This is a genomic window from Prosthecobacter sp., from assembly GCF_029946185.1.
Taxonomy (GTDB): domain Bacteria; phylum Verrucomicrobiota; class Verrucomicrobiia; order Verrucomicrobiales; family Verrucomicrobiaceae; genus Prosthecobacter.
Map to the genome: position 1 here is coordinate 1 of NZ_JAQSEA010000205.1, position 26301 is coordinate 26301.

The 26301-nt window shown below is 60.9% G+C and carries 21 protein-coding genes; 13 read left to right on the forward strand and 8 right to left on the reverse strand.

The genetic code is table 11. From position 1 onward, the window contains the following. Window positions 1-261: MFS transporter (locus PSV43_RS17435; protein WP_300200266.1), on the reverse strand; the 261-nt coding region annotated here is incomplete at its 3' end. Between the two features lie 222 nt (window positions 262-483). On the opposite strand from PSV43_RS17435, the gene PSV43_RS17440 reads away from it, so the two are divergent. Together PSV43_RS17440 and PSV43_RS17445 are read left to right on the forward strand one after the other, a co-directional pair. Next, window positions 484-1818: a DUF1501 domain-containing protein gene (locus PSV43_RS17440; protein WP_345784674.1), complete on the forward strand. Its 1335-nt coding sequence runs from the start codon at window positions 484-486 to the stop codon at window positions 1816-1818. 207 nt (window positions 1819-2025) lie between these two features. Then, window positions 2026-3369, forward strand: coding sequence for a hypothetical protein (locus tag PSV43_RS17445; RefSeq protein WP_300200211.1), 1344 nt, complete (start codon window positions 2026-2028; stop codon window positions 3367-3369). A gap of 29 nt (window positions 3370-3398) precedes the next feature. Here the strand turns inward: PSV43_RS17445 and PSV43_RS17450 are convergent, their stop codons facing one another. Then, window positions 3399-3950: a 2'-5' RNA ligase family protein gene (locus PSV43_RS17450; protein ID WP_300200214.1), complete on the reverse strand. Its 552-nt coding sequence runs from the start codon at window positions 3948-3950 to the stop codon at window positions 3399-3401. Window positions 3951-4107: 157 nt separating this feature from the next. Here PSV43_RS17450 and PSV43_RS17455 point away from each other — a divergent pair, with 157 nt between their 5' ends. The 8 genes from PSV43_RS17455 (at window position 4108) to PSV43_RS17490 (ending at window position 14383) form a co-directional block, all read left to right on the forward strand. Beyond that, window positions 4108-4566 (forward strand): YhcH/YjgK/YiaL family protein, encoded by a 459-nt coding sequence (locus PSV43_RS17455; RefSeq protein ID WP_300200217.1) that lies wholly within the window; start codon window positions 4108-4110, stop codon window positions 4564-4566. A gap of 89 nt (window positions 4567-4655) precedes the next feature. Continuing rightward, window positions 4656-7229: a PSD1 and planctomycete cytochrome C domain-containing protein gene (locus PSV43_RS17460; RefSeq protein WP_300200220.1), complete on the forward strand. Its 2574-nt coding sequence runs from the start codon at window positions 4656-4658 to the stop codon at window positions 7227-7229. Next, entirely contained in the window at window positions 7226-8677 is a 1452-nt protein-coding gene (locus PSV43_RS17465) for a DUF1501 domain-containing protein (protein WP_300200222.1), read from the forward strand. The genes PSV43_RS17460 and PSV43_RS17465 overlap by 4 nt, the downstream gene beginning before the upstream one ends. A 14-nt stretch (window positions 8678-8691) precedes the next feature. Further along, a complete protein-coding gene (locus tag PSV43_RS17470; RefSeq protein ID WP_300200225.1) occupies window positions 8692-9954 on the forward strand; it encodes an MFS transporter in 1263 nt (420 codons plus the stop codon). After that, on the forward strand, window positions 9951-11207 hold the full coding sequence (locus PSV43_RS17475) for a hypothetical protein (RefSeq protein ID WP_300200228.1): 1257 nt from the start codon (window positions 9951-9953) through the stop codon (window positions 11205-11207). Before PSV43_RS17470 ends, PSV43_RS17475 begins: the two co-directional genes overlap by 4 nt. Window positions 11208-11251: 44 nt before the next feature. Next, the gene (locus tag PSV43_RS17480) at window positions 11252-12331 is read left to right on the forward strand and encodes a sialidase family protein (protein ID WP_300200231.1); all 1080 of its coding nucleotides are present in this window, start codon (window positions 11252-11254) and stop codon (window positions 12329-12331) included. Continuing rightward, window positions 12328-13719: a sulfatase gene (locus PSV43_RS17485; RefSeq protein ID WP_300200234.1), complete on the forward strand. Its 1392-nt coding sequence runs from the start codon at window positions 12328-12330 to the stop codon at window positions 13717-13719. The genes PSV43_RS17480 and PSV43_RS17485 overlap by 4 nt, the downstream gene beginning before the upstream one ends. 25 nt (window positions 13720-13744) lie before the next feature. Then, window positions 13745-14383, forward strand: coding sequence for a VTT domain-containing protein (locus PSV43_RS17490; RefSeq protein WP_300200237.1), 639 nt, complete (start codon window positions 13745-13747; stop codon window positions 14381-14383). Here PSV43_RS17490 and PSV43_RS17495 read toward each other — a convergent pair. The 4 genes from PSV43_RS17495 to PSV43_RS17510 form a co-directional block, all read right to left on the reverse strand. Beyond that, entirely contained in the window at window positions 14380-16893 is a 2514-nt protein-coding gene (locus tag PSV43_RS17495; RefSeq protein ID WP_300200240.1) for a glycosyltransferase, read from the reverse strand. The two genes, PSV43_RS17490 and PSV43_RS17495, sit on opposite strands and share 4 nt — an antisense overlap. A gap of 69 nt (window positions 16894-16962) precedes the next feature. After that, window positions 16963-17304 carry a hypothetical protein gene (locus tag PSV43_RS17500; protein ID WP_300200243.1) on the reverse strand — a complete coding sequence of 114 codons (342 nt, stop codon included), beginning with the start codon at window positions 17302-17304 and terminating at the stop codon, window positions 16963-16965. 10 nt (window positions 17305-17314) lie between these two features. Beyond that, window positions 17315-17914, reverse strand: a complete 600-nt coding sequence (locus PSV43_RS17505) for a helix-turn-helix domain-containing protein (RefSeq protein WP_300200246.1) — start codon at window positions 17912-17914, stop codon at window positions 17315-17317. Window positions 17915-18117: 203 nt separating this feature from the next. Beyond that, entirely contained in the window at window positions 18118-20451 is a 2334-nt protein-coding gene (locus tag PSV43_RS17510; RefSeq protein WP_300200249.1) for a hypothetical protein, read from the reverse strand. Window positions 20452-20539: 88 nt separating this feature from the next. On the opposite strand from PSV43_RS17510, the gene PSV43_RS17515 reads away from it, so the two are divergent. Next, complete coding sequence (locus PSV43_RS17515; RefSeq protein WP_300200252.1) at window positions 20540-21412, forward strand: helix-turn-helix domain-containing protein; 873 nt, start codon at window positions 20540-20542, stop codon at window positions 21410-21412. 50 nt (window positions 21413-21462) lie between these two features. Here PSV43_RS17515 and PSV43_RS17520 read toward each other — a convergent pair whose 3' ends face one another. Both PSV43_RS17520 and PSV43_RS17525 read right to left on the reverse strand, forming a co-directional pair. Continuing rightward, window positions 21463-23115 (reverse strand): sulfatase-like hydrolase/transferase, encoded by a 1653-nt coding sequence (locus PSV43_RS17520; RefSeq protein WP_300200255.1) that lies wholly within the window; start codon window positions 23113-23115, stop codon window positions 21463-21465. Between the two features lie 99 nt (window positions 23116-23214). Next, the gene (locus PSV43_RS17525) at window positions 23215-23538 is read right to left on the reverse strand and encodes a metalloregulator ArsR/SmtB family transcription factor (RefSeq protein WP_300200258.1); all 324 of its coding nucleotides are present in this window, start codon (window positions 23536-23538) and stop codon (window positions 23215-23217) included. A 157-nt stretch (window positions 23539-23695) separates the two neighbouring features. Here PSV43_RS17525 and PSV43_RS17530 point away from each other — a divergent pair, with 157 nt between their 5' ends. Both PSV43_RS17530 and PSV43_RS17535 read left to right on the forward strand, forming a co-directional pair. Beyond that, on the forward strand, window positions 23696-24859 hold the full coding sequence (locus tag PSV43_RS17530) for a GTP-binding protein (RefSeq protein WP_300200261.1): 1164 nt from the start codon (window positions 23696-23698) through the stop codon (window positions 24857-24859). Between the two features lie 84 nt (window positions 24860-24943). Continuing rightward, window positions 24944-26275 carry a PQQ-dependent sugar dehydrogenase gene (locus PSV43_RS17535; protein WP_300200263.1) on the forward strand — a complete coding sequence of 444 codons (1332 nt, stop codon included), beginning with the start codon at window positions 24944-24946 and terminating at the stop codon, window positions 26273-26275. Window positions 26276-26301 lie beyond the last annotated feature (26 nt).

Sequence of the window (26301 nt, forward strand, 5' to 3'; positions counted from 1 at the left end):
GAGCAGTGCGCCGGTTTGTGCGATCAAGATCAGCCGCCGCCGGTCCACCAGATCTGCCAGGGCACCGGCAGGAAGCGCCAGCAGGAAGAGCGGCAGGCTCGACATCGTCTGCATCAAGGACACGAGGTAGGGCGAGCTCGTCATCGTGGTCATCGTCCAGACCGCCGCCGTGTCATTCATCGTGGTACCGATATTTGACCCGATGCTTCCCAGCCACATGGCGCGATAGACAGAATTGCGGAGCGGGGACCAGGCTGACATGGGTGTATGTAGCTTAACGATTTTGCGGGGCTCCGCGAGTGTGCAATTCGCCTCTTCGCAGCTCGCGCGATTGCGTGACAAGGACGCGCTGGCCAGCGGCGTATGAATGCCTACTGTTCTCTCATGTTCACCCGCCGCCAGCTTTTGCAAACCGCCGGACAAGGCTTTGGCGCGCTCGCGTTTCATTCTCTGGCGAATGCGGAGACGGCGCATCGCTCCCAAGTGGTGGTGCCCAAGGCGAAACGCGTGGTACAGCTCTTTATGGGCGGCGCGGCCAGTCACATCGACCTGTTTGATTACAAGCCCGCGCTGATCAAGCACCACGGCGAAGACGCTGACTTTGGCGAGAAGGTGGAGGCGTTTCAAAACGGGCTGGGGCCGTGGAAGAAACCGGTGTGGGACTTCAAGCCCTATGGCAAGAGCGGCCGGATGCTGAGCGAGGCCGTCGCACCGCTGGGCGCTTGTGCGGATGACATGGCCTTTGTGCACAACATGGTCGGCAAGACCGGAGTGCATTCACAGGGCACGCTGCTGCAGGCCACGGGCTTCAATCTGCCGGGCTTTCCGGGTGTGGGCTGCTGGGTGAGCTATGCGCTCGGCTCCATCAGCGACAATCTGCCGACCTTCGTCGTGCTGCCGGATCATCGCGGTTTCGCCTCGAACGGTCCGAAGAACTGGGACAGCGCGTTTTTGCCGTCGCAGCATGCGGGGACGATCATTTATCCCGGTGCGCAGACGCCCATCGCGGATCTGTTTCCGCACAAGGCCGGGCGCTACATTAGCGCGAAGTCTGACCGCGAGGGATTCGCGCTGCTGGAGCAGTTGAATCGCAAACACATGGCGGTGCGCGAGGAGGATTCGCGCTTGGAAAGCCGCATCCAGAGCTACGAACTCGCGGCGAAGATGCAGCTCGCCGCACCCGAGGCGCTGGACATCTCCAAAGAGTCCGCCGCCATGAAAGCCATGTATGGCATTCAAGAGCATCGCAAAGTCTGGCCCACCGAAATCAATCCCGAAGAGGAGGCTGATTACATGGGCCGCAAGTGCCTCGCCGCGCGCCGCCTGCTGGAACGCGGCGTGCGCTTTGTGCAGATCTGGAGCGGCAACGACAACGGCTTTCCGCGTCGCAACTGGGACAGCCACGAAGACGTCGAGCGCGATCACGGCCCTCTCGCCTGGGGCATGGCGAAGGCGGTTTCGGCGCTGATTCTTGATTTGAAACAACGCGGGCTGCTTGAGGACACGATCATCATGTGGACCACCGAGTTTGGCCGCATGCCAAGCACGCAGGGCGGCAAAGGCCGCGATCACAACCCCTACGTCTTCACCAACTGGCTCTGCGGCGGCGGCATTCAGGGAGGTGTCACCGCTGGGGAAAGCGACCAGTGGGGATATAAGCCGCTTGATCGCGCCAATCCCACCACCTGCTACGACATCCACGCCACGATGATGCACCTGCTTGGCATTGATCACACGCAGCTCACTGTCCGCCATAATGGCATTGATCGGCGACTGACGGATGTGCATGGGCGGGTGATTGGGGATTTGGTGAGCTGAGAATACAGTCCAAGTTTAGCTCATCAGCACCGGCACGATTCGTAGTTCAAACCAAAATATACCCCCCAACCTGCTGCACAAACATCGGCTGTTTGCGATGCTTCCTTGTCACGGTGCCGACATCGCGTTCGAGGAAGGCAGGGGGGCCTGACGGAATCCAGGATGTTTGAGAGCTTGGTTCTTCTGCACCGTAGATAGGGCACGCACATGAACAAACTCCTGCTCATCTTTCCGCTGTTCACACTCACGGCATTCGCGGAGCCTCTGCGCCTCGCCACGTTTCGTGCGGATGTCACGCCACCGGTCGGTGCGCCTTTGTGCGGTGGGTTGGTGAAGCCGATGGTGGGAGTGAGCGAGCCGCTGCTGGCGCTGGGTGTGGTGATTTTGAGCGATGACAAGCCGGTGGTGCTGTGTGCGGTGGACTGGTGTGAGATTCGCGCGCGGGATCATGTGCACTGGCGGGAGGTGCTGGCACAGGCTGCGGGGACAACGCCGGAACGCGTGGCGGTGCAGAGTCTGCACCAGCACAATGCGCCTATCGGAGATGCGGCATCGCACCGGCTGTTGGCGGGTTTGGCTTCGCCGCCGAAGGTGATGGATCTTGAGTGGGCTGAGCGTGCGCTGAAGGGCGCGGCGGCGAGTATCAAGGCAGCGCTCAAAACCACATCTCCCGTGACACACCTCGCGCATGGCGAGGCGGCGGTGGAAAAGGTAGCATCCAACCGCCGCATCTTGGGCGACGATGGCAAGATCGCCAAGATGCGCCTGAGTTCAACGAAGGACCCGGCGCTGCAGGCGCTGCCGGAAGGGCTGGTTGATCCCATGCTCAAGACGATCAGTCTTTGGAACGGTGAGAAGAAACTGGCCGTGCTGCACTACTACGCGACACACCCGATGAGCTACTACGGCGATGGCATGGTGACGTATGACTTCGTGGGCACTGCGCGTGAGAGGCGTACGCAGGACGATGGCGTGCCGCATCTGTACTTCACCGGCTGCGGCGGCAACATCGCGGCGGGTAAATACAATGACGCCAGCAAGGAAGCACGGGTGCGGCTGGGGGAAAACATTCATGCGGCGATGGTGAAGTCCGAGCAGCAGATGAAACGTGTGCCGCTGACCAAGATGGAGTGGCGTGCGCGTCCGGTGGTGTTGAAATCGAATCCCGAGTTTCCCGAGGAGCGCATGCTGAAGGTGTGTGAAAACGTGGCCACTGCGCCATCGACACGCATCAGCGCCGCATTTCGCGTGGGCTTCATCCGCCAGAGTGCGGCGGGCGTGCCTACTCAGTTCACCAGTCTGCATCTGGGAGATGATGTGTGCCTCTTGCATCTGCCGGGCGAGACCTTCATCGAGTATCAGCTCTTTGCGCAGCAGCAGCGTCCCGGTGGATTTGTCGCAACGGCGAGCTATGGCGACGGTGGCCCGGGCTACATCCCGCTGGAGAAATCCTTCGCCGAAGGCGGCTATGAGCCCACGCAGGCTTTCGCTGCGCCGGAATCGGAAAAGGTGATGCGGGAGACGATTGTCGAGTTGCTCCGTGCGAAGTAGCCGAAGCCATCCTGTCCTTGCGCTGACGTTCAGCCCTCAAACGCCCAGCGCCCGAGTTCTTGGAAAGTCTTTCTGTGCATGATCGCCTTGAGCAGGACGATTTCATTTACCCTCCAGCAGACGGGTTCCACGTACTCTTCTTTAACGATGGCATCCTCGTACAGCAGCGTGACCTGCGGCGCAAAGTTTCCGGCGGGTCTGCCCATTTCGCGCTTCAATCGGGAGACGAAAGCTCTCAGAGGTTCATTGCCTTCACGATCTGCGAGAACACACGGGGCATTGGATTTCTTCTCTGAGAAGCTTTTCACGCGGTCAAACTGCACTTCAAAGGGACTGACATCCTTCACCACTTTTTCGGCAACCATCTGAGCCACCTGGATGGAGCGCTCCAACGCACGTGGGGCGTGATCGAAAGTATGCAGGGTGACATGGAAGCGACCCGTGGGCAGGGAAGCACCCTTCAGGTCATGTCTGGCCCTCACTTCGCATGCGCACCGGGCGATTTTTTCCGCCGCAGCCTGATCAGGAAGAATGGCCAAAAACACGCTGGTGACCGGCTGCTCTTCAATGGCTGCTGGCATGTCGGAAAATAGAAACTGGTCGTTCATGGACAGGGCGGATGAAGGGCGAGGACACTCAGCCAGACGGGTGACAACGCAATGCGGGATGATGCCCATCGGCCGCCTTTGGGCGTTGCAGTCCGCTTGAGCATGGTGTCGATTTGGAGTCCTTCCTCCCATGATCCTCGACACTCTCGAAAACTCCGCCCGCTATGAAGCCCTGAATTCGCGTTTTGCGAAGGCCTTTGCGTATCTGCGCACTGTGGATGGCACGCAGCCGCTGGGGCGCTTTGATCTGGATGGGGACCACTGTTTCGCGCTTGTGCAGACCTATGAGACGAAGCCGATGGCGAAGGCGAAGTTTGAGGCGCACCGCAAGTACATCGACGTGCAGTTCATTTACAGCGGCCGTGAAACCATCCTCTGGGCACCGCTCGCGGCGATGCAGGAGGAGACGATGGCCTACAATGATGAAAAAGAGGCCGCGCTGTGGAAACTGGTGCCTGATGTGACGCCGCTGCACCTGAGTGGCGGTCATTTCGCCATCCTGTATCCGCAGGACGCCCACGGGCCTTGCATCGAGTGGGACAAGCCGGAGCAGGTGTTCAAGGTGGTGGTGAAAGTGGCGGTGGAGTAATCCGTCGCAAAAACGGGCGCACTTGGGGCGTAATCTGCTTCTACCCCCTGATGAAGCTGACGCCTGCTGTTCTTTTTTGTTCCCTCGCCGTGACCGTTCGCGGCGCGGAACGCATGCTCACGTTCGAGAAAGACGTGAGACCCATCGTGAAGGAGCACTGCACGCACTGCCATGGGGAAGAAGAGAAACCTGAGGGTGGGGTGGATCTGCGGCTGAGGCGCTTCATGGACCTGAAGCTGGATAGTGGCAGCCATGTCGTGGTGCCGGGTCAGCCAGCGCAGAGTGAACTCGTTCGCCTGATCAAAAACGGTGAGATGCCGAAGAAGGGCAAGCAGGTGTCCGAAGAGGAACTGGCGATCATTGAGCAATGGATCGCGCAAGGGGCGAAGACTGCCCGGCCTGAGCCTCTGGTGCTGGCCCCGGGACCGATGATTTCGGATGACGACCGCGAGTACTGGGCCTTTCAGCCGGTGAAGCCCTCCGCAGTACCCCGGCAGGTGGATGCGAAGCAGGTGCGCACGCCGGTGGATGCCTTTCTGTTGAAGTCGATGGCGGACAAGGGGCTCACCTTTGCGCCCGAAGCCGACCGGCGGACCTTGATCCGTCGCGTGTCGCTTGATCTGACCGGACTGCTGCCGACGCCGGAGGAGGTGGATTCGTTTGTGAATGACAAGTCACCGCTGGCCTATGAGCAGCTGGTGGAGCGTCTGCTCGCCTCGAAAAACTACGGCGAGCGCTGGGCACGCCACTGGCTGGATGTGGCGGGCTACGCCGACTCCAACGGCTACTCGGAAGCTGACTCCTTACGCCCCCAGGCATGGCGTTACCGCGACTATGTCATCCGTGCCATGAACGCGGACAAGCCTTGGGACGAATTCATTCAGGAACAGCTCGCGGGGGACGAACTCGCCGGTGCCACCCATGCGGACTACCAGCAGGCGGTGCTGGACCCCCATCGCACGGATCAGCTCATCGCCACCGCCTTCCTGCGCATGGCTCCCGATGGCACCGGCGATGTGAACGATGATGCCAAGCTCGCCAAAAATCAGGTCATTGCCGAGCAGATCAAGGTCATGACCTCCTCGCTCATGGGCATGACGGTCGCCTGCGCGCAGTGTCATGATCATCGCTACGATCCCATCACTCAGGCTGACTACTACCGCCTGCGCGCTGTGTTTGATCCGGCCTACAACTGGGAAGCCTGGCGTGCACCGGCGCAGCGTCTCTACTCACTTTACTCGCCGGAAGAGCGCGCCCAAGCGGCGGCGGTCGAAGTGAAGGCGAAGGAGATCGAGGTCGAGGCACGCGCGATGAGCAAAAAATTCCTCGATGAAATTTTCGAGGTCGAAATCAAAAAAGTGCCCGAGGCCGAGCAGGCGGCCTTCCGCATCGCCCGTGACACGCCGAAGGAGAAGCACACGCCCGAGCAGAAAACGCTCATCAAAAAATATCCCTCCGCCCTCGCCACCTACTCGCTCAATCTCTACGACCAGAAGAAGCAGAACATCGTCGATGCCAAGATGGCCGAGGCCAAAAAACTGCGCGATACCAAGCCTGTGGAAGGCTTCGTCATGGCCCTCACGGAGGTCAAAGGCCAGGTGCCCGCGAGCAAGCTCTTCAATCGCGGCGATCATGAGCAGCCCAAGCAGGCCCTAACCCCCGGTGAACTCAGCATCCTCGCCAGCCCGCAGATCGAGCCCTTCAAACCGGTGCCCGTGAGCAGCGGCTCCAGCGGTCGTCGCCTGGCCTACTCGCAGTGGCTCACCAGCGGCAAGCACCCCCTCACTGCACGGGTTTTGGTGAACCGCTTTTGGATGAACCACATGGGCCGCGGCATCGTCAATACCCCCGGCGACTTTGGCCGCCAGGGCGAGCTGCCCACGCATCCCGAACTGCTCGACTACCTCGCCACTGAGTTTGTGAAGAGCGGCTGGCAGCTCAAGCCACTGCATCGCCTCATTCTCCTGAGCAGCGCCTACCGTCAGTCCACCGTGAACGACGCCTCCATGCACGCCGACCCCGAAAACAAGCTCTATGCTCGTTTCAAACTGCGCCGCATCGATGCCGAGACCTTGCGCGACTCCCTGCTCGCTGCCACCGGCACACTGGTGCAGGCCAGTTACGGCCCGCCCAGCGGCATCGGTCGCGATCCGCAGGGCCGTGTCGTCACCGGCATCGACAAAGGCACCATCTCGCTGAACAAGGTCGATCCCGGCGGCGCAGACGACTTCCGCCGCTCCATCTACGTGCAGGTGCGCCGCAGCAAGCCCGTCACCGTACTCGACACCTTCGACGCGCCGGTCATGACCCCGAACTGCGAACTGCGCGCCCAGACCACCGTCGCCCCGCAGTCCCTGCTGCTGATGAACGATACCTTCGTGCTCGACAGCTCCCTGCGTCTTGCCGATCTCCTCCAGGCGCAGTTGCCCGGCAATCGTGCCGCGCAGATCCAGCGCGCCTGGGAACTTCTCTTCGGCAAGCCTGCTACTCAGGCCGATGTCACCCGTGGCATCGCCTATCTCGATGTGCAGACGCAGGCTCTCACGCAGTACCACCACGACACCCAGCATCCGAAAGGCGTCGTCCCCAATCCCCCGCAGGAAGCCATGGCCAGCCTTTGCCAGATTCTTTGCAGCTCCAACCGTTTCCTCTACGTCGAATGAACCGCCCCCAGCTCTGCTCACGCCGTCACTTCCTGCACGCCAATGGCTACAGCCTCGGCACGCTGGCGCTCGCCTCGTTGCTGGAGCGCGATGGCCTGCTCGCCGCACCTGTCAAACCCGAGAGCGTCACGGGCGAAATTCGCTACGACTTGCTGCCGAAGAAGCCGCACTTTGAGCCGACGGCGAAGGCGATGATCTCCATGTTCATGATGGGCGGCCCTTCGCAGATGGATCTCTTTGATCCCAAGCCGATGCTCACGAAGTACGACGGCCAGAAATTTCCCGGAGAGATCAAGTATGACAACCTCGCCCAGGCCTCGTCCAAGTGCTTTGGCTCGCCTTGGAAATTTGCGAAGCATGGTCAGTGCGGCATGGAGATCAGCGAGCTGCTGCCAAACCTCAGCGAGGTGGTGGATGAGATCACGCTGATCCGCTCCATGACCTCCGGCGTGAGCAATCACGCGCAGGGACTGTATGCCATGAATGGTGGCCGCAGCGTCGCCGGACGACCCGCGCTCGGATCTTGGCTGACTTATGGCCTCGGCAGTGAGACGGACGAACTGCCCTCCTACATGGTGCTCGCTCATCCCGGTGGCCTGCCCACCTTCAGCGGCGAGCATTTTACCAATGGCTGGCTGCCCTCCCTCTTTCAGGGCACCCTCGTGCGCGCCACCGAGCCACGCATTCTGAATCTCGATCCACCCGCCTCGCTCGCCGGCGCACCGCAGCAGCGCCAGCTTGATCTGCTGAAGGCTTTCAATGAGGACCACCTCGCGCTGCATCCTGGCGAGCTTGATCTGCAGGCACGTATTTCCAGCTACGAGCTCGCGGCCAAGATGCAGGTCGCGGCGAAGGAGGCGCTCGATATTTCGAAGGAGCCTGAGTACATCAAAAAACTCTACGGTGTGGATAACCCCATCACCAAAGACTACGCCACGCGCTGCATCATCGCGCGTCGCCTCGTCGAGCGCGGTGTGCGTCACGTGCAGGTGCTCAATTCAGGCCAGTCATGGGATCAGCACAGCGCACTCATCACCTCCCTGCCCAAAAACTGCCAGGCCACCGATCAGCCGAGCGCCGCGCTGCTCATTGATCTCAAGCAGCGTGGTCTGCTGGACAGCACAGTCGTTCATTGGGGCGGTGAAATGGGCCGTCTGCCCGTGCTGCAAAACGACGCGGGCCGCGAGAAATGGGGCCGTGACCATAACACCTACGGCTTCAGCATGTGGATGGCCGGCGGCGGTTTCAAGAAAGGCCACGTCCATGGTGAGACGGATGAATTTGGCCACAAGGCTGTCATCGATGAAGTGAAGCACTTCGACTACCACGCGACGCTGCTGAAGACCTTCGGCCTCGACCACACCAAGCTCACCTACAAACGCAACGGCCTCGCCGCCTCCCTCACGGACAATCAGGGCGCGAAGGTGGTGGATGAACTGCTGGTGTAGCCTTTCGATCTGACATGACTGCCTCCGCTGATCCGAATCCACTGCACCGGTCGGCGACATGGAAGTGGACCATCTGCGGCCTGTTGCTGCTCGCCTCCGCGATCAACTACATGGACCGCCAGACGCTGGCGAACGCGGCGGTACGCATCACCAAGGAGTTCCGGCTGTCGCAGGAGCAGTATGGTCACATCGAGGCGGTGTTTGCCTATTCTTTCGCGGCGGGTTCCATCGTGTTCGGCTGGCTCGCGGATCGATTCTCCGTGCGCTGGCTCTATGCCATCGTGCTGACGATGTGGTCGCTCGCCGGACTGGCCACGGGCTTTGTACACAATGAGCAGGAACTGCTCTGGTGCCGCATGGCGCTCGGTTTTTTCGAGGCCGGTCACTGGCCCTGCGGCATCCGCACTACGCGTGCGCTGCTGGATGCGCGCGAGCGCTCCTTCGGCAACAGCGTGCTGCAAAGCGGCACCTCTGTGGGCGCGATCATCACCCCGCTGATCATGAGCGGGCTCATGACCGCCGAACTCGGCAGTTGGCGCACGGCCTTTCAAGTCGTCGGCATCACCGGCTTTGCGTGGCTGATTTTGTGGTTTGCACTCGTGAAGAAGTCAGACCTGCCAGCACCCGTTCGCTTGAATGAAGCTTTGGACAAGGACGGTGAAGCCAGCCTGTGGAGCCTCATTTTCAGCCGCCGCATGCTCATCATCTTCGCCGTCATTGCCTGCATCAACACCACCTGGCAGATCCTGCGTGCATGGCTGCCCAAAATTTTGCAGGAAGGCCGTGGTTACTCGGAGGCAGAGACGCTGTGGTTCACCTCGGCGTGGTACATTGCCACGGATGTTGGTTGTCTTGGTGCTGGCGCGCTCGCCGTGTGGCTGGGCCGGCGCAAGATGTCGGTGCATGCCGCGCGTGTGATTGTCTTCGCTGGGTGCGGGGCCTTGTGCGCCTCCTGCGGGCTCACGCCGTGGCTTGAGCATGGGTGGATTTTGCTCACGGTGTTCATGCTCGCGGGTGCCGGGGCGCTGGGCGTGTTTCCGTTGTATCATGCCTTCACGCAGGATTTGTCGGGACGCCATCAGGGCAAGATCACTGGCATCGCCGGAGTCGTCGCGTGGGTGCTCCCGGCGCAGGCGCAGCAGTTCTTTGGCAGGCTCGCAGATCGCACGCATTCGTTTGATCAGGGCCTCATCCTGGCCTCCTGCCTGCCTCTCCTCGCGGTACTGCCGCTGTGGTTATTTTGGGAAAATAAATCGGACTCTGCCACTGCCTCATGAACTCATCCTCCTGGACTCGCCGCTCTTTCCTTCTGGCCAGCGCCGCCGCTGCTGTCACGGCACACGCAGCGCCTGCTGCTCCACGCAAAAAGATCGCGCTCATTACGACGGTGATGTTCAAAAATTCGCATGCGATGCATTTCGTGGACCGGTTGGCCATGGGCTATGCCTGGGCCGGGCAATGGCTGCCACCGCAGACGGATCTGGTGTCGCTCTACGTCGCCCAGTTTCCTGAGACCGACCTCGCGCGCGGTCGTTCAGAGCGTTACCACATCCCCATCTTTCCCAGCATCGCCGAGGCACTCACGCTCGGCACTGGCAAGCTCGCCGTTGATGGCGTCATCATCATCGGTGAGCATGGCGACTACCCGGAAAATGAGAAAGGGCAGACGCTGTATCCACGCTACGAATTCTTCAAAGAAGTCGTCAAGGTCTTCGAGGCAAGCGGCCGCAGCGTGCCCGTCTTCAATGACAAGCATCTCTCCACCGACTGGCAGCAATGCACCGAGATGGTCGCCGATGCGAAACGCCTGGGCTTTCCCTTCCTCGCCGGTTCTTCATTGCCCGTGACACGCCGCCTGCCAGCGATTGATCTGCCCTGGGGCACGCCGCTGGCGGAGAGTGTGGCCATCGGCTACGGCGGTGTTGAAAAATACGATTTCCACGGCCTCGAAACTGCGCAGTGCATGTCCGAGCGCCGTCGTGGTGGCGAGGTGGGAATCAAGAGCGTGCGGGCCCTGCGTGGCGAAAAGATGTGGGAGCATGCCGCCACGCGAAAGCAGACGCAGCGTCTGCTCACCGCCGCGCTTACCCGCAGCCACACCTGGCCCGTTGAAGGCTACCCTTTGGAATCCGTCAGCTTTGACTGGGCGCGCAAAATATTCCCCGACGCCTTCGCCTACTTCATCGAACACCGCGACGGCTTCCACACCACCCTCTTCATGCTCCCCGTGCGTGACTTCAACTACGCTGGTCTCAACAGCGAAACCGGCGAGATCACCTCCTGCCAGATGTTCCTGCCCATGCCGGGATCAAGCGCGACCACTGCCGACTTCTTCAATCCGCTGGTCCATCACATCGAGGACATGATCCTCCACAACCGTGCGCCCTATCCCGTCGAGCGCACCCTGCTCACTTCCGGCATGCTGATCGCCGCCGTCGAATCCCTCTATCGCAAAGGCGAACTCATCGAGACACCGGAGATGGCGATTCCCTACATCGCGCCGAAGGCATCGCAGTTCTGGCGCGAGTGAGCGCGCGTCCGTAATGTCGCGCGTGTTCGCAGCGTTGGTTGCACATGAAAATCATCGCTGCATCGCTGTTCATGATCTCGCTGGTGGGTTTGACGGCTCAGGAAGCCGAGCCCAAGACCCTACAACGCAGCGTCGCCATAGAAAACGTCTGCGCCTGGCCAAACCTGACGCTGCTGCCGGATGGCACCATCCTCGCCATCCTCTTCAATCAACCCGGCCACGGCACAATGCAGGGTGACGTGGATTGCTATGCGAGCGCCGACGGCCTGAAATGGGAGAAACGCAGCACCGTGACGCAGCATGCGCCGAACACGATTCGCATGAACCACGCGGCGGGACTCGCGAAGAATGGCGATCTCATCGTGCTCTGCTCTGGCTGGACGAATGTGCAGCAGCCGCAGCGGCCCAAGCAGGCTGATTTCCGCGATGCCGTGCTGCGCAGTTGGATCATGCGTTCCAAAGACGCAGGCCGCACCTGGAGCAAGAGTGATGTTTTTCCAGTCGCTGAATCCGCCGAATGGACCGAGCACATTCCCTTTGGCGACATCTGGACCGCACAGGACGGCACGCTGCGCACTTCCTGCTATCAGGGCCAGCTCACAGATCCCACGAAATCCTCCAAGACCAAAGGCTGGCGCTCCTGGTGCTTCCGCAGCGATGACGACGGCCTCACCTGGCAGCCTCAGTCCATCATCGGCCCCACCCACAACGAGACCGACATCTTCCCGCTCGGCGGCAAAAGCTGGCTCGCCGCCGCACGCACCACGCAGATGGAACTCTTCCGCAGCGATGACGATGGCGCGACCTGGGGCGCACCCCTCCCAGTCACCGCACGCAATGAAATCAACGGCCACCTCACCCGTCTGGCTGACAAGCGCCTGCTGCTGAGCTACGGCATCCGCATCGCCGAGAAACATGGCGTTTGCGCAAAACTCAGCAGCGACGACGGCAAAACTTGGAGCGCTCCCCTCCGTCTCGCCCACAGCGAGGTGAACGACTGCGGCTACCCCTCCAGTGTCCAGCTCGCGAATGGCAAAATCGTCACCGCCTACTACTCCAAAGCCGCGCCCGAATGTGATCACTACCACATGGGCGTGGCGGTTTGGGAAGCGCCTGCTCCATGAAAACACTCTGCCTCCTCCTGCTGTTCTCCGTCAGCGCCTTCGCGGCGAAGCCAAACATCATCGTCATCTTCGTCGATAACTTCGGCAACGGCGACCTCGGCTGCTTGGGTTCAAAGCTGCATCGCACGCCAAATGTGGACCGGCTCGCAGCGGAGGGGACGAAGTTCACCAGCTTCTATGTGGCCAGCGGTGTCTGTACACCGAGCCGCGCGTCACTGATGACGGGTTGCTATCCGCGCCGGGTGGGCATGCATGTAAGCGCCACTGGCGGCGCGGTGCTGCAGCCGGTGGCGAGCAAGGGGCTCAATCCCTCCGAAGTCACGATGGCGGAGGTTTTGAAAAGCGCGGGCTATGCGACCATGTGCATTGGCAAATGGCATCTCGGGGATCAGCCAGCGTTTCTGCCGACGCGGCAGGGCTTTGATGATTTCTTTGGCATCCCCTACAGCGATGACATGACGAAGGATAAAAAGCCGGACGTCTGGCCGGAACTGCCGCTGATGCGTGGAGAGAAAGTGATCGAGGCACCCGCAGACCGCGACCAATTGGTGAAACGCTGCACGGGAGAGGCGGTGCGCTTCATTGAACAGCATGCGGCGGAGCCGTTCTTTCTTTATCTGCCGCACACGATGCCCGGATCGACGGCGCATCCCTTTTCGAGCGAGAGCTTTCGCGGCAAGAGTGCGAATGGGGAGTACGGCGACTCGGTGGAGGAGCTTGACTGGAGCACCGGTGAAATCATGGCGGCATTGCAGCGGCTGAAGATCGCAGACAACACGCTCATCGTGTGGACCTCTGACAACGGTGCGGTGAAACGCAATCCGCCGCAGGGCAGCAATGCACCGTATCGCGGCTCCGGCTATGACACATCTGAGGGGGCGATGCGCATGCCCTGCGTGATGCGCTGGCCGGGCAAAATTCCCGCCGGAGCTGTGAATGATGCGCTGTGCTCGACGATGGACCTTATGCCCACTTTTGCCAGCCTCGTCGGCACCAAACTCCCATCGCACAAGCTCGATGGGCATGACATCACATCGATCCTCTTTGATGCTGGGAACACCACCTCGCCATGGGATGACGACGGCTTCTTCTTTTACCGCATGGATCAACTTCAGGCCGTGCGTGCGGGAGACTGGAAGCTCTACCTGCCGCTCGAAGGCAAATTTAAAAATCTGAGCGGCAAGCAGGAGCCTACGCGGCTGGAATTATTCGACGTTCGTCACGATATCGGCGAGGAGCACGAAGCCGCCGCGCAGCATCCAGAGGTCGTTCAGCGCCTCACTCAGCTCGCAGAAAAAGCCCGTGCGGACATTGGCGATTTCAACCGCCCCGGTGCCGGCCAGCGGGAAGCGGGCATGGAGGAGAAACCCGTGCCGCTCTTGCCTTGAGACGCATTGCCTGCTGTGTTGAAGCATGACTCGTGGCAGCCGTTCGCTCCTTCTTTTGATTCTCGTGATCCTCGTGGGGATCATCGTGCCATTCATCATCTGGGGCGCGCAGTTTGACCAGACCCTGAGCCTCAAAGGCGCACGCGCATGGATGGAAGGCTATGGCGCATGGGCATGGGCGGCGGGGATCGCGCTGCTGGTGGCTGACATCGTGCTGCCGGTCCCTTCCACCGTGGTCATGTCGGCGCTGGGGTGGATGTATGGCTGGTGGGTGGGTGGGCTGATCTGTGCGGCAGGGTCGATGCTGTCCGGCATCATCGCCTATGGCACCTGCCGCTGGCTGGGGCGCGGTGCGGCGCGCTGGATCGCGGGTGCGGAGGGCTTGCGCAAAGGCGAGGAAATCTTCGAGCAGCGCGGCGGCTGGCTGGTGGCGCTCTCGCGCTGGATGCCCGTGCTGCCTGAAGCGGTGGCCTGCCTCGCCGGACTTTCGAGCATGCGCTGGCGCGTGTTTTTACCAGCGCTGGCCTGCGGCTCGGTGCCCACGGGGTTTGTCTTTGCGGCGATTGGCCATCTCGGGCAGAGCGAACCCGGCTGGGCTTTTGCTTTGAGCGCCATCATTCCCGTCATGCTTTGGCTGGCAGCGGCGCGAGTGCTAAAGCGCTAACGCATTTCCATCAACCCGGCGCTGGCTGCCGCCGAACGTGCGAGCTTGCACATTTCACGCCGCATGAACCACATGCTGAGCGGAACGAGCAGCACGATGGCGATGATCGCCACCAGCCCTAGCACGAGCAGCATGTGCAGACCTGCCGCCATTAAAATAGAGGCGACGATGAGCCAGAGCAGCAGATTCCACCCCAGGCTGCGGCGGATGCGCAGGAGCAGCCGCACCCGCGTGAGGCAGCGCCCGTCGGCATGGAATTCGGTGACGCTCAAAAAGGCGCGGGAAACGTCGGACCAAGGCCAGGCCTCAATGTCAAACCAGCGCCAGCCGTCGTCTTCACGAAAGATGATGTGCGCAGAGCGGAGCAGCTTGCTCAGTTCCTGCAGCCAGGCGTCGCGGGTGGTGCCGTTTTCGCTCCAAAAGCAGAGCGTTCCCAGGCTGAGAGTGATTTTGTGCGGACGTGTGGGTGGAATGATGTCCGGCAGCAGCGGATGACGGCTGGGCCTTGCGCCCAAGGTCAGCATGCCACGCAGCCGCGCCCACTCGCGCACCACGGGCTGCAGCAGGCTCAGCCACCAGAGCAGCAGACGATCCAGCAGACCATGGATGCCGGCTGCGGCGGCATTGCGCGCACTGACCTGCCAGGCAGACCAGCACGCAAAGCCCAGCAGCCCCAGAGCCAGCCACGGCTGCTGACAAATCAGGGCGAGCAGCAGCAGAGCGAGCCACAGCAGACCGGTAAACCATTCCCACCAGCGGAAGCTGGAAGACGAGTAGATCACTTGGAAGGCCTCGAGTCCAAAGGGGCCGTGGAAGATGCTGCCTTCCACCGGATAATCCGCCGGATGCTGATCCCCATAGATGCCGCCACGCCAGCGTGCGCCACCGAGATAACCGAAACGTTCGGGATGCGTCTTCATCAAGAGCGCCTCCGCGCAGCCATAGCCAAACTGCTGCGTCAAATACGCCCGGATGGTGAAGCGCCGATGATGCCAGACCATCGCCCCAGGAACAAACAGCAGCCGCATGCCGGTGTCACGCAGCCGCCAGCAGACATCCACATCATCACCCGCTGTTTTGAATTCAACGCGAAAGCCACCGATGAGCGCGAGCGCGTCCTTCCGAATGGCCAGATTGCAGCCCGGCAGATGCTCGGCCTCGGTGTCATTGAGCAGCACATGCGCCGGTGCTCCCGGGGCTGCGGCGACAATGTGCTCGATGCGATTGCGCGGTGGCGGTGGGATGTTGGGACCTCCAGCCGCTGCGGCGGTTTCATCCGCAAAGGCATGGCTCAGGTGAAGCAGCCAGTCGGGGTGGGCGATGCAGTCATCATCGGTGTAGGCGATGATGGAGCCGGTGGCGAGTTGCGCGCCGAGGTTGCGGGCGACACTGAGCCCGGCGTGATCCTGAAACTGGTAACGCACCTGCGGCTGGCTTTTCGCGATCTCGGCGATGTGCTGTCGGGAACCGTCGTCGATGAGCAAAATCTCGAAGTCGGGATAGCGCAGCGCCACCAATGAATTCAAGCATTGACTCAGGGTGGCCGCCCCATTGTGAGTACAGACCACGACGGAAATGCGTGGCGCGGCGGCAGGTGGCGGCCAGACAGGAGGCAGCTCCCGTTGCACAGCACAGGCAGGCCTCTCCTTTCGTTCACGATCCACCATGCCAAACTGCCAGTCGGTGATTTCTTTGCCACCCCGGTGCCATTCGTCCGTGTAGGCAAACCAGACTCCGCCTGCACAGCCACCGCTTTGCAGGCAGTCATGCTGCCAGCGCATGACCTCCGCCTGCCGCTCCGGCCCATGGGCGGCGACATCCAGCCCAAATTCCGTGATGATCAACGGCTGGCTGCCCGCGAGATTTTGCCATCGCGCGAGGCAGGCGCTGAAAGCGGCCGCCGATTCCAGATACACATTTACCGCGATGAAGTCAGCGTTGCGTGGCACGAGATAGCCGGTGGACGGATACGTGGCGTAGCTGACGAGCGTCTGCGGCGCATTCCGGCGGGCGATCTCGATCAGTTTTTCAATGAATGCCCGCACGCGCCGGGGCTTCATCCAGCGCACCAAGGTCTTCTCGATCTCATTGCCGACGAGGAATGCGGTGATGCAGGAGTGTTGACCCAATCTGGCGCAGATGGCGGCGACCTGGGCTTCGATCCCGCGACACAGGGCGCGACTGGCGAGGAAATCGACATGCTCGCTCCACGGGATGCCCACGATCAGCCGCAGGCCGAGGGCTTCGACTTCGCGCAGCACCCCATCTGTCGGCGGCTCGTACAGCCGCACGGTATTGAATCCCAGTGCCGCGATGTGGCGGAGGTCAGTGGCCAGCGGGTCGTCTTCAGGGAAGGGCTCACCACGCGAGTTCGGTTTGAACGGGCCGTAACTGACACCACGCATGAAATGGGGTGTCCCATCCGCCAGTTGCAGAAACTTTCCTGCCGCCGCCACGCGCGACCCGTGATTCACGGGCGGAAGGGTGGAAGGAGGCGTGGCGGAAGTCATGCAGGCGTCGGGTTCACATTCGGCGGGTCCGAAGGGTGAAACAGGTACGTGACGAAGGCCAGTCAGACTTCAGATCTCGGAAGCTTTGTCGCTGGGCGCGTGGCCTGGGCTGAGGTCTTTCGGCACCACAGGGTCCGTGATTTCCATTTCCACCCAGCCGTCGCCTTCGCGATCGAGACGACGGGCGTTGATGAACATCACGATGCAGACGCCGACAAATGCCGTGCTGGTCTCCAGCACAAACGGAGTGGTGAAAAAGGTGAAAAAGTAAGCCAGCCCCTGCATCACGATCTCACGTGCTGTTTCATTCACATAAGCGGCAACGCCAACGCCGATGAAGATGGCAGCGGACCACAGCAGTGATTCGAGCCACCACAGCGATTTGGGAGAATGGACTTCAGGCGCAGGCATCTTTGTGGGATCAGTGGACAGGGGTAGCTTTAGGGCCGGTGACCGGAAAATCCACCTGTTTCGTATTCACATTTGTCGCACTGACCGTGCCTGGGGTGGCCACCGCAGGAGCGGGGGAAGTGATTTCGTCGTCCTCGACCGGCAGGGCCTTCAGCGCGGCAGGCTCCACCTGGCTGTGCTTGTCCGCCACATGCATCCCCCACATGGCGGTGGCGGCAAGAACGAACACAAAGACTGCGAGCGCCGCCGGCAGCGGGGATTTGATGGACTGGACCTGGCTTTCCACGGGTGAGGAGAGGCGTTCTGGCTGCGTGGCCCGCTCACGCAGCCATGGCCCCTGAGACTGTGTCAGGTAACGATAATCACGCTCTCCTCCCAACGCGCCTTCGGGCAGTTCCTCCAGCATGGCGGTTGCATCCACTTCGAGGAAGTCGCTGTACTGTCGCATGAAAGAACGTGCATACGTCAGGCTGCCAAAGGCGGCGATGTTGCCCGACTCCAGATGGCGCAGACGCTGCGCCGGGATGCGTGTTTCATGCGCTGCGTCTTCGATGGACAAGCCACGCTTTTCACGCGCTGCACTGAGCATCTGGCCGAAGGGGGCAGTCATATTTAATTGGAATACGTTAAATGTGACATCACCGGACGTGGAAGCGATGATTTTTTTCCAAACGACGTCTGGAAAATGGAGAAAATAACCGTGGGTATATTCCCAGTGCTCTTGTAATCCCAGCGATGAATACTGAAATTGCGGCCTCTTTGAGCCATCTCTGGCGCCTTTTCCTCCATCCCTTTCGGCGGAGGAAAAAGTGATCACTCATACTTCAACTGCGCCGTCGCTGTGCATGCGGCATCTGCCGTGACACGCAGCCAGCGCGCCTGCACCGCAGGCTCAAACACGATGTCGAGCCGTGCTCCTGCGGCCACCTTGGCTTCCTTGTGTGTCACCCACAAACCGGTGCCGGTCAGGTCCAGCTCCACCTTCAGGTTCACCTCCTGCGCATTGTCCTGGCTCAGGGTCAGCGTGCGTTTGTCGTAACCCCACATCAGGTAAGGGTCGCTCGGCTGCCCTGCTTTGACCTTTGTGCTCTTCCACGGCCCGCCTTCACCGCGTGGTTTGCCGAGCTTCCACAGATCATCGATGGCTCCCGCCCACAGCGCGGCTTTGCCATCGTCACTGCGGAGGATGTGCTCACCGGCGGGCGCATCGGGTTTGACCCCGCTCATGAGAAACAGGCCGCGATAGCCGCCGAAGTCGGTTACGCGCAGATTGTGCGAAGCGATGGGCCGGAGCTTCGCAAAGCCGTCCGCATTTTCGGCCGGCAGCTCAAAGAACGTGCCGCAGGCGCTCAGCATGTCGCGCTCCGTCGCAGCTTCGCGGCACACACGCAGTTCCCCGGCGTTCGTCGCAGCATCCAAGGCCGTGCTGGCGCGTGGCAAACGCCAGCGGCGGCCACGGTCATCCACCACCAGCACGCTCGCCTCATCCAACGTGATCACTTGCTTTGGAATCGCGACCTTCGTCTTCACAAACTGTTCCGCTTCCGCATCTTCAACCCGTTGCAGTTTCAAAGAGGCGTCCAATTCGTAATAACCTGCATCTGTCGCAAAACTCAGTGTGCGTTTGTTCTCGCCACGAGCGCGGAAGATGCCGGTCTGGATTTTGTTGTCTCCCGCACGGGCCACGCCCTCAAACATGGCGTCGGCTTCAGTGCCCCGTGAATCGCCATTGGAGAGTGTGATGACCACGCTCACATCCTTTCCATCCTTGTCAGCCTTCACCTTTAGCCATTCGGCGTCGCCAAGGATGTCCTCGCGTGTCGCAGTGCCTGCGCTGTGATCAATCCGCCACAGACTGCGGTGCTTCCACCCGGCTACTAGAAATGGGTCGGCCAAATCGCCCGCATTCACGCTTTCGTGCAACCACACCGCACCGCTGGCGTGTGCGGGGCCGAGTTTGTCGGGAGTCTCGGGGCTGGTGAACCATAGATTCGACTGCGACTGTCCCACGCTATCGATCCCGCCTTTGACGGCGCGTTTGTTGAGAAACTCCGACTTCGCCGAATCATCGCAGCCAAAAACCAACCGGTCATTCCAGCGGCTGAAGTCACCGATCACTTTCATGTAGGCGCTGCGTGCGCGGATGCCGTTCGTATTGGCAGCGGAGAAGGTGCTCGGGAAGCGCCAGAAGGCACCGTGCATCGTCATGAGCAGATCGTCTTCGCCGATGTCACGAATGCGCGGCCATTCGGTGTTCCAGCCATGCGCGCCGTCGTAGCTATGGCTGACCTTGGGCAGGCGAAACGACTGCCATTTGCCGCCGTCCAGCAGCATCAAAATAAGCGACTTCGCATCCCAGCCGATGCTCCACACGGGCGCATCCGCAGCGCTGCCCTGAATGCCGCCGGGGCCGGTGACTTCGGTGAATTGATTGCGCCGTACGAGCTGCCAGTCGTCACCGGTTTTGCGCCATTCACCCAGTGCACCGCTGGGTGTGGTGGGGTCCGTGAGCACGCGTTTATCGCGGTCGCCGTTGTTGGCGTAAATCAGGCGGCCTTGGGATGAATAGAGTCCTTTGCCGTGATAGCCGGGCAGTTGTGACTCCAGTTTCGTGAGGGGCGTTGTGACCTCGAATCCTTGCTTCAAAGGATTGCCATCACGGAGCAGCGAGGTGACCTCCAGCGATTTTACATCCACCTCATAGAGGCCCTCTTCCATCGTCGCGTAATAGATTTTGCCAGCGGGATCGGTCAGATGTCGTGCATTGCCGGTGAGCCGACCCGGCATCTTGTTCGGTGGAATCACCCGCACCTTACGTTCCGCGTTGATGATATACGGCCCGATGAAAAGCTGCTGCGACTCCGGATGGATCATGCGGTTCGCGGGCGTGCCACCGACGCTCTCGAGACGCACGATCTGTTTTAGATCTGAAGTGATCTCATAGAGCTTGTCGCTGGATCCAAAAGGCAGGTGCGGACCGTAGGTGATGACCCAGAGCCGGTCCGCCCATGGCACCACGGCACCGGTGCCGCACTCGCCTTCGTTGTTGAACATGGCGAGGCCCGGGTAGATGCCGCTGATCTGGCGTGGTTCCTCGGCGGCGAGGCTGCCCGTGAATGCCGCGAGCAGCAGGAGATTGGATTTCATGCACGGATCAAAGCCATGCAGACGACGCTGGCAACCGGAGTGAATTATGCCGGATTGAAATCGCTTACATCCCCCGCATAGCTGGGAGATGCCCAAAAAGCAGGCCATCCAGCTCCCAGCCGATGTCTGGCGCACTCTGCGCCATGAGTGGCTGTGGGTGTATCGCGGTCCCGTGCCGCAGTGCGGCGTGTGGTCCGCCGAGATTCCGGTGCCTGCGGGCGTCTTCTTCGTGGAGCGTGGCGAAGTGCGCATCCAGGCGGATGGCAAAGAGACCTTGGTGCCATGCGGTCAGGCGTTTTTCTCCTCGCCACGGCTGCGGCGGCATTGGTTTGCAGCCAATACCCGCCTGCTCTCCGTCGGCTTCCGCAGCCAGTGGCCGGATGGCACTTCGTTGTTTCGCGATGCGCTCAATTTCGCCGCTGAGACTCCCGCCTTGCAAAAAGCGACACGGCAGCTTTTCGCCAGCATTCACGCTGCGCAGAAAGTCGTCACCTATCGCCAGGCCATCGAGCCTGCCACCTATTCCGCCAGCGAGTGGGCTGCGCGGGAGGCCGCATTCGCCGTCTGGTTTGCCGTGTGGATGGAAACGCTGCAAGGACTCGGTGTCCAGCCCGAGCCCCGGATGCGAGCACGCCGCCGCCGTGTGGACCAACTCGTTGCATGGCTGCAGGCGCTGCCGCTGGATCAAACAACGCCCAGCCTGCCGCCCGATTTTCCCATTGGCAGCCGTCGTGCGGAACAATTGATGCAGCAGCAGTTCGGCATCGGCCTGCGCATGTTTTTGGAACGCCGTCGGCTCGATGTCGCACGCGAGCGCATCGTGGCGGATCAGGACACGCTCAAAGAAATCGCCTTCGCTCTGGGCTTCCGTCATGCGTCACACTTCACCGCCTGGTTCCGCCGCCACACCGGAGTGTCACCGTCTGAGTATCGCCTCAGCGGGGTGGAGCAGGCAGCCTGAGTGGATAATTACGAAGAGGTCACTTGAAGGAGCTGAGTGCGGCGAAGCGACTACTTCTTCCCGCCCTTGATGAACTCCTCACGACTCAGCGCTCCGTTGCCATCTGCGTCGAATTTGGGAAAGCGTTTCGGTGCCTCGTCGGGGTCAGGTTGAAGAAGAAGAAACTCTTCCAGACTGAGCTTGCCATCTTTATCCTTGTCGCGTTGGTCAAACATCTTGCCGCGGTCCTGCACGGGCTTTTTCGGCGCAGCCCCCGGCTTGTTGGAGATCTGCGGTCTGGCCTCAGGATGCTGGGCGAGGAGCTTGCGCAAACTGGCGACAACTTCAGGCTGCTCGGCGGCGAGGTTCTTCGTCTCAGCAGGATCGGCTTCGTAGTCGTACAGTTCGAGCATCGCGGTCTCGGGCGCATCGCCGGGCTTCTTCCATTCGACCAGGCGATGGCGCTGGGTGCGGATGGCACGGCCAATCAAACCGCTGCGGGGATAAACATGGATGGCATGGTCGCGCACGCTGGTGGCGGGATCTTTGAGCACGCTGGCAAAACTGCGCCCGTCACCCTGCGGCGGCGCGGGCAGTTGCGTCAGTTCTGCCAATGTGGGGTAGATGTCGCAGGACTCAATGAGCGCCTGCGTGCGCGCCGGCTTGATGCCCGGTGCCGCGACGATGACGGGAATGTGCGCGGCCTGCTCATAGTTCGTGTGCTTGCACCACATGCCATGGTCGCCGAGGTGCCAGCCGTGATCTCCCCAGAAGACGATGATCGTGTTGTCAGCCAGGCCGTTCGCGTCGAGTGCATCGAGCACCTTGCCAAGCTGCGCGTCCATGTAGCTCGTGGCGGCATAGTAGCCGTGGATGAGGTGAATCGCCTGCTCCTGCGTCACCGGGCCCTTCCCCGGCATGTCCTTGTATTGACGCAGTTCACCCCACGTCGAGGGTGCAAACTCCGGCGCACCTTCCGGCGTGGTCTGCAGCGCTGGCAGCTTGAAGGACTTCGGATCATACAGATCCCAATACTTCTTCGGCGCGACAAACGGCAGATGCGGCTTCAGAAAGCCAACCGCCAGAAAAAAAGGCGCATCGGGCTGCTGCTTCGCCGCTTCGAGTCGTTTGATGGCCTCCTCCGCGATCACGCCGTCGCCGTAGCGGTTGTCAGGTACATCGGCAGACTCCGTCGGCGCACCGCGCGGCAGCTTCCAGGCCTCCTTCTTGTTCTCAAACAGCGCCTGCTCCCGCGTGGACTCCGGCGGGTTGTTCTCCTTCAGCGCGTAGCTGATCGTCTTCGGCGTGAAATGCGGCACGCTCCAGGAGGCCACGTCATTCACATTGCCATGCCCCACATGGAAGATCTTGCCCAGAGCCTCTGCACGATATCCGCTCGCCATGAAATGCTGCGGCAGCGTCACGGCATCCGGCGCGGCTTTGCGGAAATTCGTCGCCAGATCATAAATCCCCAGCGTATGCGACCGCAGACCCGTCAGCAGCGCATTGCGTGAAGGCGAGCATACGGCCTGATTGCAGTACGCCTTTTCAAACAGCACACCGCGCTTCGCCAGGCGGTCAATGTTCGGCGATTTGACCTGCTTGTCACCATAACAGCCGAGCAGCGGCTTCAAGTCGTCCACGCAGATGAGCAGGACGTTGGGTTTGGCGGCAGCAAAGAGCGAGGTGCTGCCAAGGAGCAGAAATGTGAGGGCGCGGAGCATGGGGGTGGTGGAGGGGCAAAGGTGGCGGCTTTCCGCTCAAACGCACGACACTCGCCCGTTCTTGACACTATTTGGCCACCTTGAAAGCGAAGCCGCCGCCTACTCCGGCAGCTTGTCGAAATGAAACTGGCAGCAGCCGAGGTCGAGAGTGTTGGCATTGCGCGCGAGTTTTTCGCTGAATGCTGCCGCGAGGGAGTAGATGCGCTGCTGCCCGTTTTTCTCGACTTCAAGCAGACCTGCTTCTTTGAGCACACGGAGGTGCTTGGAGACGTTGTAGGGCGTGACTTGCAGAGACTCGCACAGATCGGTGACCGGCTTCGCACCACCGATGAGGAGACGGATCAGGCGAAGCCGTGTCGGCTCTCCCAGCGCGCGCATGGCGGTGAGGCAGTCGAATGGACGTGTCACGGTGCGTGTGGGCATGGGGGGATGTTTAGCAGATCGCGCTGTCCCCGCAAGAATACCAAGTCACGCAGTGAGAAATAATAATTGCCAATGAGTGCAAGTACGATAAGACGCCTCGTCGTCATTTGCGTTGTTGCAGCCGCTTGTTGAAACGCCCAATCTTCCAACCATCCTCATGCCATCCAAAGCACGTTACATCATGATCGGCGGTTTCCTCGGTGCGGGGAAAACGACCACCGTCGGCCGTCTGGCCAAACATCTCACGGATCAAGGACTTCGCGTCGGTCTCATCACCAACGATCAGGCGGGCGGTCTCGTCGATACCAAGCTGCTGCGGGGTCAGGGGTATGCGACGGAGGAGATTGCGGGAGGATGCTTCTGCTGCCGGTTCAACACCCTCGTCGATGCGGCGAGCAAGCTGGCCAATGACGCCAAGCCGGATGTCTTCATCGCCGAGCCGGTGGGAAGTTGCACCGACCTCGTCGCCACCGTGACCTATCCGCTCCGCCGCATGTATGGCGACGCCTTCACCGTCGCCCCGCTCAGCGTTCTCGTGGACCCGATCCGCGCGCGCCGTGTCTTCGGCCTGGATCAAGGTGGCACCTTCTCCGCCAAGGTGGCCTACATCTTCAAGAAGCAGCTCGAAGAGGCGGACATCATTGTCATCAGCAAGAGTGACTTGGTTGAGGATGCGCAGCGCGAGGAACTACGCGCAGTTTTGGCGCATGAATTTCCGCTCGCAAAGATCGTCAGCGCTTCCCCACGCCAGGAAACCGGTCTCGACGAATTGTTTGCCAGTCTGATGACCGACGAGCAGGCCCGCCGCAATCCCATGACGGTCGATTACGAAGTCTATGCCGATGGCGAAGCCCTGCTCGGCTGGCTGAATGCCACGGTGACGCTGAAGGCGGACGATGAGTTTGACGCAAATGAGTTCCTCAAGCAGCTCGCTTTGATCGTGCAGGGAAGTCTCCGGCGCGACGGTGCCGAGATCGCCCATTTCAAGATGACCTTCAGTCCCGACGACGGCATCGCCGGCGAACTCGCCAGCATCAATCTCGTGCGCAGCGACTACATCGCCGAGCTTGGCATGGAACTGGACGAACCGACGACGGGCGGCCAGTTGATCGTGAATCTCCGCGCCGAAGCCGACCCCGCCTCCTTGATGGTAGCGGTGAAAGACGGTCTCGATGAAACCGCGCTGAAATTCTTCGGCCTGAAGGCAACGCTAGATCACGAGGAGCACTTTCGTCCGGGCAAACCAACGCCGACGCATCGCGATGGCGAAGTGGTGATGGAGACCAAGGGCGGCTGCACGCCAGGCAGTGGCTGTTGTTGAATCAGTCTCGCCCCGGTTTGAAAAAAGGGGCATAGGCTGGAGAATGTGACGGCAGTCTGGTCACTGGATTTCGATTAACCTTCAATGAAACCCATCCTCCCGCTCTCCATCATGGCATCACTGGCCTTCTGTGCCGCCACCGCGCCGCTGGCTGCGCAAACGAAGAAGCCCAAGGCTGCGCCGCCGCCGATTGTGATGGTGGAGACGGACTATGAACTGACGGATGCTTTTCCTGGCTTGAAGTTTGAGATGCCGTTGGGCATCGCCAGTGCGCCGGGAGACACGAAGCGGCTCTTCGTGGTCGAAAAAACGGGACGTGTGCAGGTGATTACCGGGCTCCAAGGGGACAAGCAGGAGAAGAAGCTGTTTCTTGATCTCACGCAGATTCCCAAGGCCACGCTGGTGACTGAGGGCGAGTGCGGTGTGCTGGGGCTGGCCTTCCCGCCGGACCATGCGAAGAGCGGGCGCTGCTTTGTTTATTACAGCCTGAAAATCGGCGGCGTGCTGCATCAGCGGCTGTCGCGGTTTCAGGTGTTTTCGGACGATCCCAACCGCGTGGACAACAGCACGGAGCAGCCGCTCTTCACGCAGAAAGATGAAGCGAGCAATCACAACGGCGGCGATCTTCAATTCGGGCCTGAGGGCTATCTATACGTGAGTGTGGGGGATGGCGGTGCGGGCGATGACAAGTTCAACAATGCGCGCTTCATCAACAAGGGCTTCCACGCGGCGATCCTGCGCATGGATGTGGACAAGAAGGCGGGCAGCCTGCCGCCGAATCCGCATCCGTCTTTGAGCGTGGACGCGAATGGCGCGGCCTTTTACTCAGTGCCTGCGGACAATCCTTTTATTGGCCGCAGCACGCATCATGGCGAAAGCATTGATCCCAAAACAGTGCGCACGGAGATCTGGGCGACGGGGCTGCGGAATCCTTGGCGCATGTCGTTTGATGTTCCCACAAGGCGTCTGTTCTGCGGTGATGTGGGACAGAACCTCTATGAAGAAATCGACATCATTGTCGGGGGCGGAGATTACGGGTGGAGCTACCGTGAGGCGCTGCATCCTTTCACGAGTGGTCCGGGCAAGGATCAGGAACCGGCGGACTTTCAGCCCATAGCTCCCATCTATGAATACTCGCATGCTGTGGGTCTGTCAGTGACAGGCGGGGTGGTGTATCGCGGCAAGGGCTTCCCGCAACACCGCGAGAAATACCTTTTTGCTGACTACGCCACGGGCCGGGTCATCGCGCTGAAGGATGAGGGCAAGGCTGTCTGGGCGGATGAAACACTGGCGCAGGAGCCGGGGATCGCGGGCATCGGTTTTGATCCGCGCGATGGGGAGATGCTGTTTGCCAATCTTGCGACAGGCCAGATCAAACGTCTGCAGCAGAAGGCTGGTGCTGTGCCGTCCAAATGAAGGCTGGCAGAGGCTGCTTGCTAGGG

Bases quoted from the DNA above. Each gene is read 5' to 3' on its own strand.
- PSV43_RS17455 (WP_300200217.1), top strand. From the start codon at position 4,108: ATGATCCTCGACACTCTCGAAAACTCCGCCCGCTATGAAGCCCTGAAT.
- PSV43_RS17490 (WP_300200237.1), top strand. From the start codon at position 13,745: ATGACTCGTGGCAGCCGTTCGCTCCTTCTTTTGATTCTCGTGATCCTC.
- PSV43_RS17450 (WP_300200214.1), bottom strand. From the start codon at position 3,950: ATGCCAGCAGCCATTGAAGAGCAGCCGGTCACCAGCGTGTTTTTGGCC.
- PSV43_RS17505 (WP_300200246.1), bottom strand. From the start codon at position 17,914: ATGACTGCCCCCTTCGGCCAGATGCTCAGTGCAGCGCGTGAAAAGCGT.
- PSV43_RS17465 (WP_300200222.1), top strand. From the start codon at position 7,226: ATGAACCGCCCCCAGCTCTGCTCACGCCGTCACTTCCTGCACGCCAAT.
- PSV43_RS17495 (WP_300200240.1), bottom strand. From the start codon at position 16,893: ATGACTTCCGCCACGCCTCCTTCCACCCTTCCGCCCGTGAATCACGGG.
- PSV43_RS17470 (WP_300200225.1), top strand. From the start codon at position 8,692: ATGACTGCCTCCGCTGATCCGAATCCACTGCACCGGTCGGCGACATGG.
- PSV43_RS17530 (WP_300200261.1), top strand. From the start codon at position 23,696: ATGCCATCCAAAGCACGTTACATCATGATCGGCGGTTTCCTCGGTGCG.
- PSV43_RS17510 (WP_300200249.1), bottom strand. From the start codon at position 20,451: ATGAAATCCAATCTCCTGCTGCTCGCGGCATTCACGGGCAGCCTCGCC.
- PSV43_RS17445 (WP_300200211.1), top strand. From the start codon at position 2,026: ATGAACAAACTCCTGCTCATCTTTCCGCTGTTCACACTCACGGCATTC.
- PSV43_RS17485 (WP_300200234.1), top strand. From the start codon at position 12,328: ATGAAAACACTCTGCCTCCTCCTGCTGTTCTCCGTCAGCGCCTTCGCG.
- PSV43_RS17520 (WP_300200255.1), bottom strand. From the start codon at position 23,115: ATGCTCCGCGCCCTCACATTTCTGCTCCTTGGCAGCACCTCGCTCTTT.
- PSV43_RS17515 (WP_300200252.1), top strand. From the start codon at position 20,540: ATGCCCAAAAAGCAGGCCATCCAGCTCCCAGCCGATGTCTGGCGCACT.
- PSV43_RS17480 (WP_300200231.1), top strand. From the start codon at position 11,252: ATGAAAATCATCGCTGCATCGCTGTTCATGATCTCGCTGGTGGGTTTG.
- PSV43_RS17535 (WP_300200263.1), top strand. From the start codon at position 24,944: ATGAAACCCATCCTCCCGCTCTCCATCATGGCATCACTGGCCTTCTGT.
- PSV43_RS17525 (WP_300200258.1), bottom strand. From the start codon at position 23,538: ATGCCCACACGCACCGTGACACGTCCATTCGACTGCCTCACCGCCATG.
- PSV43_RS17500 (WP_300200243.1), bottom strand. From the start codon at position 17,304: ATGCCTGCGCCTGAAGTCCATTCTCCCAAATCGCTGTGGTGGCTCGAA.
- PSV43_RS17475 (WP_300200228.1), top strand. From the start codon at position 9,951: ATGAACTCATCCTCCTGGACTCGCCGCTCTTTCCTTCTGGCCAGCGCC.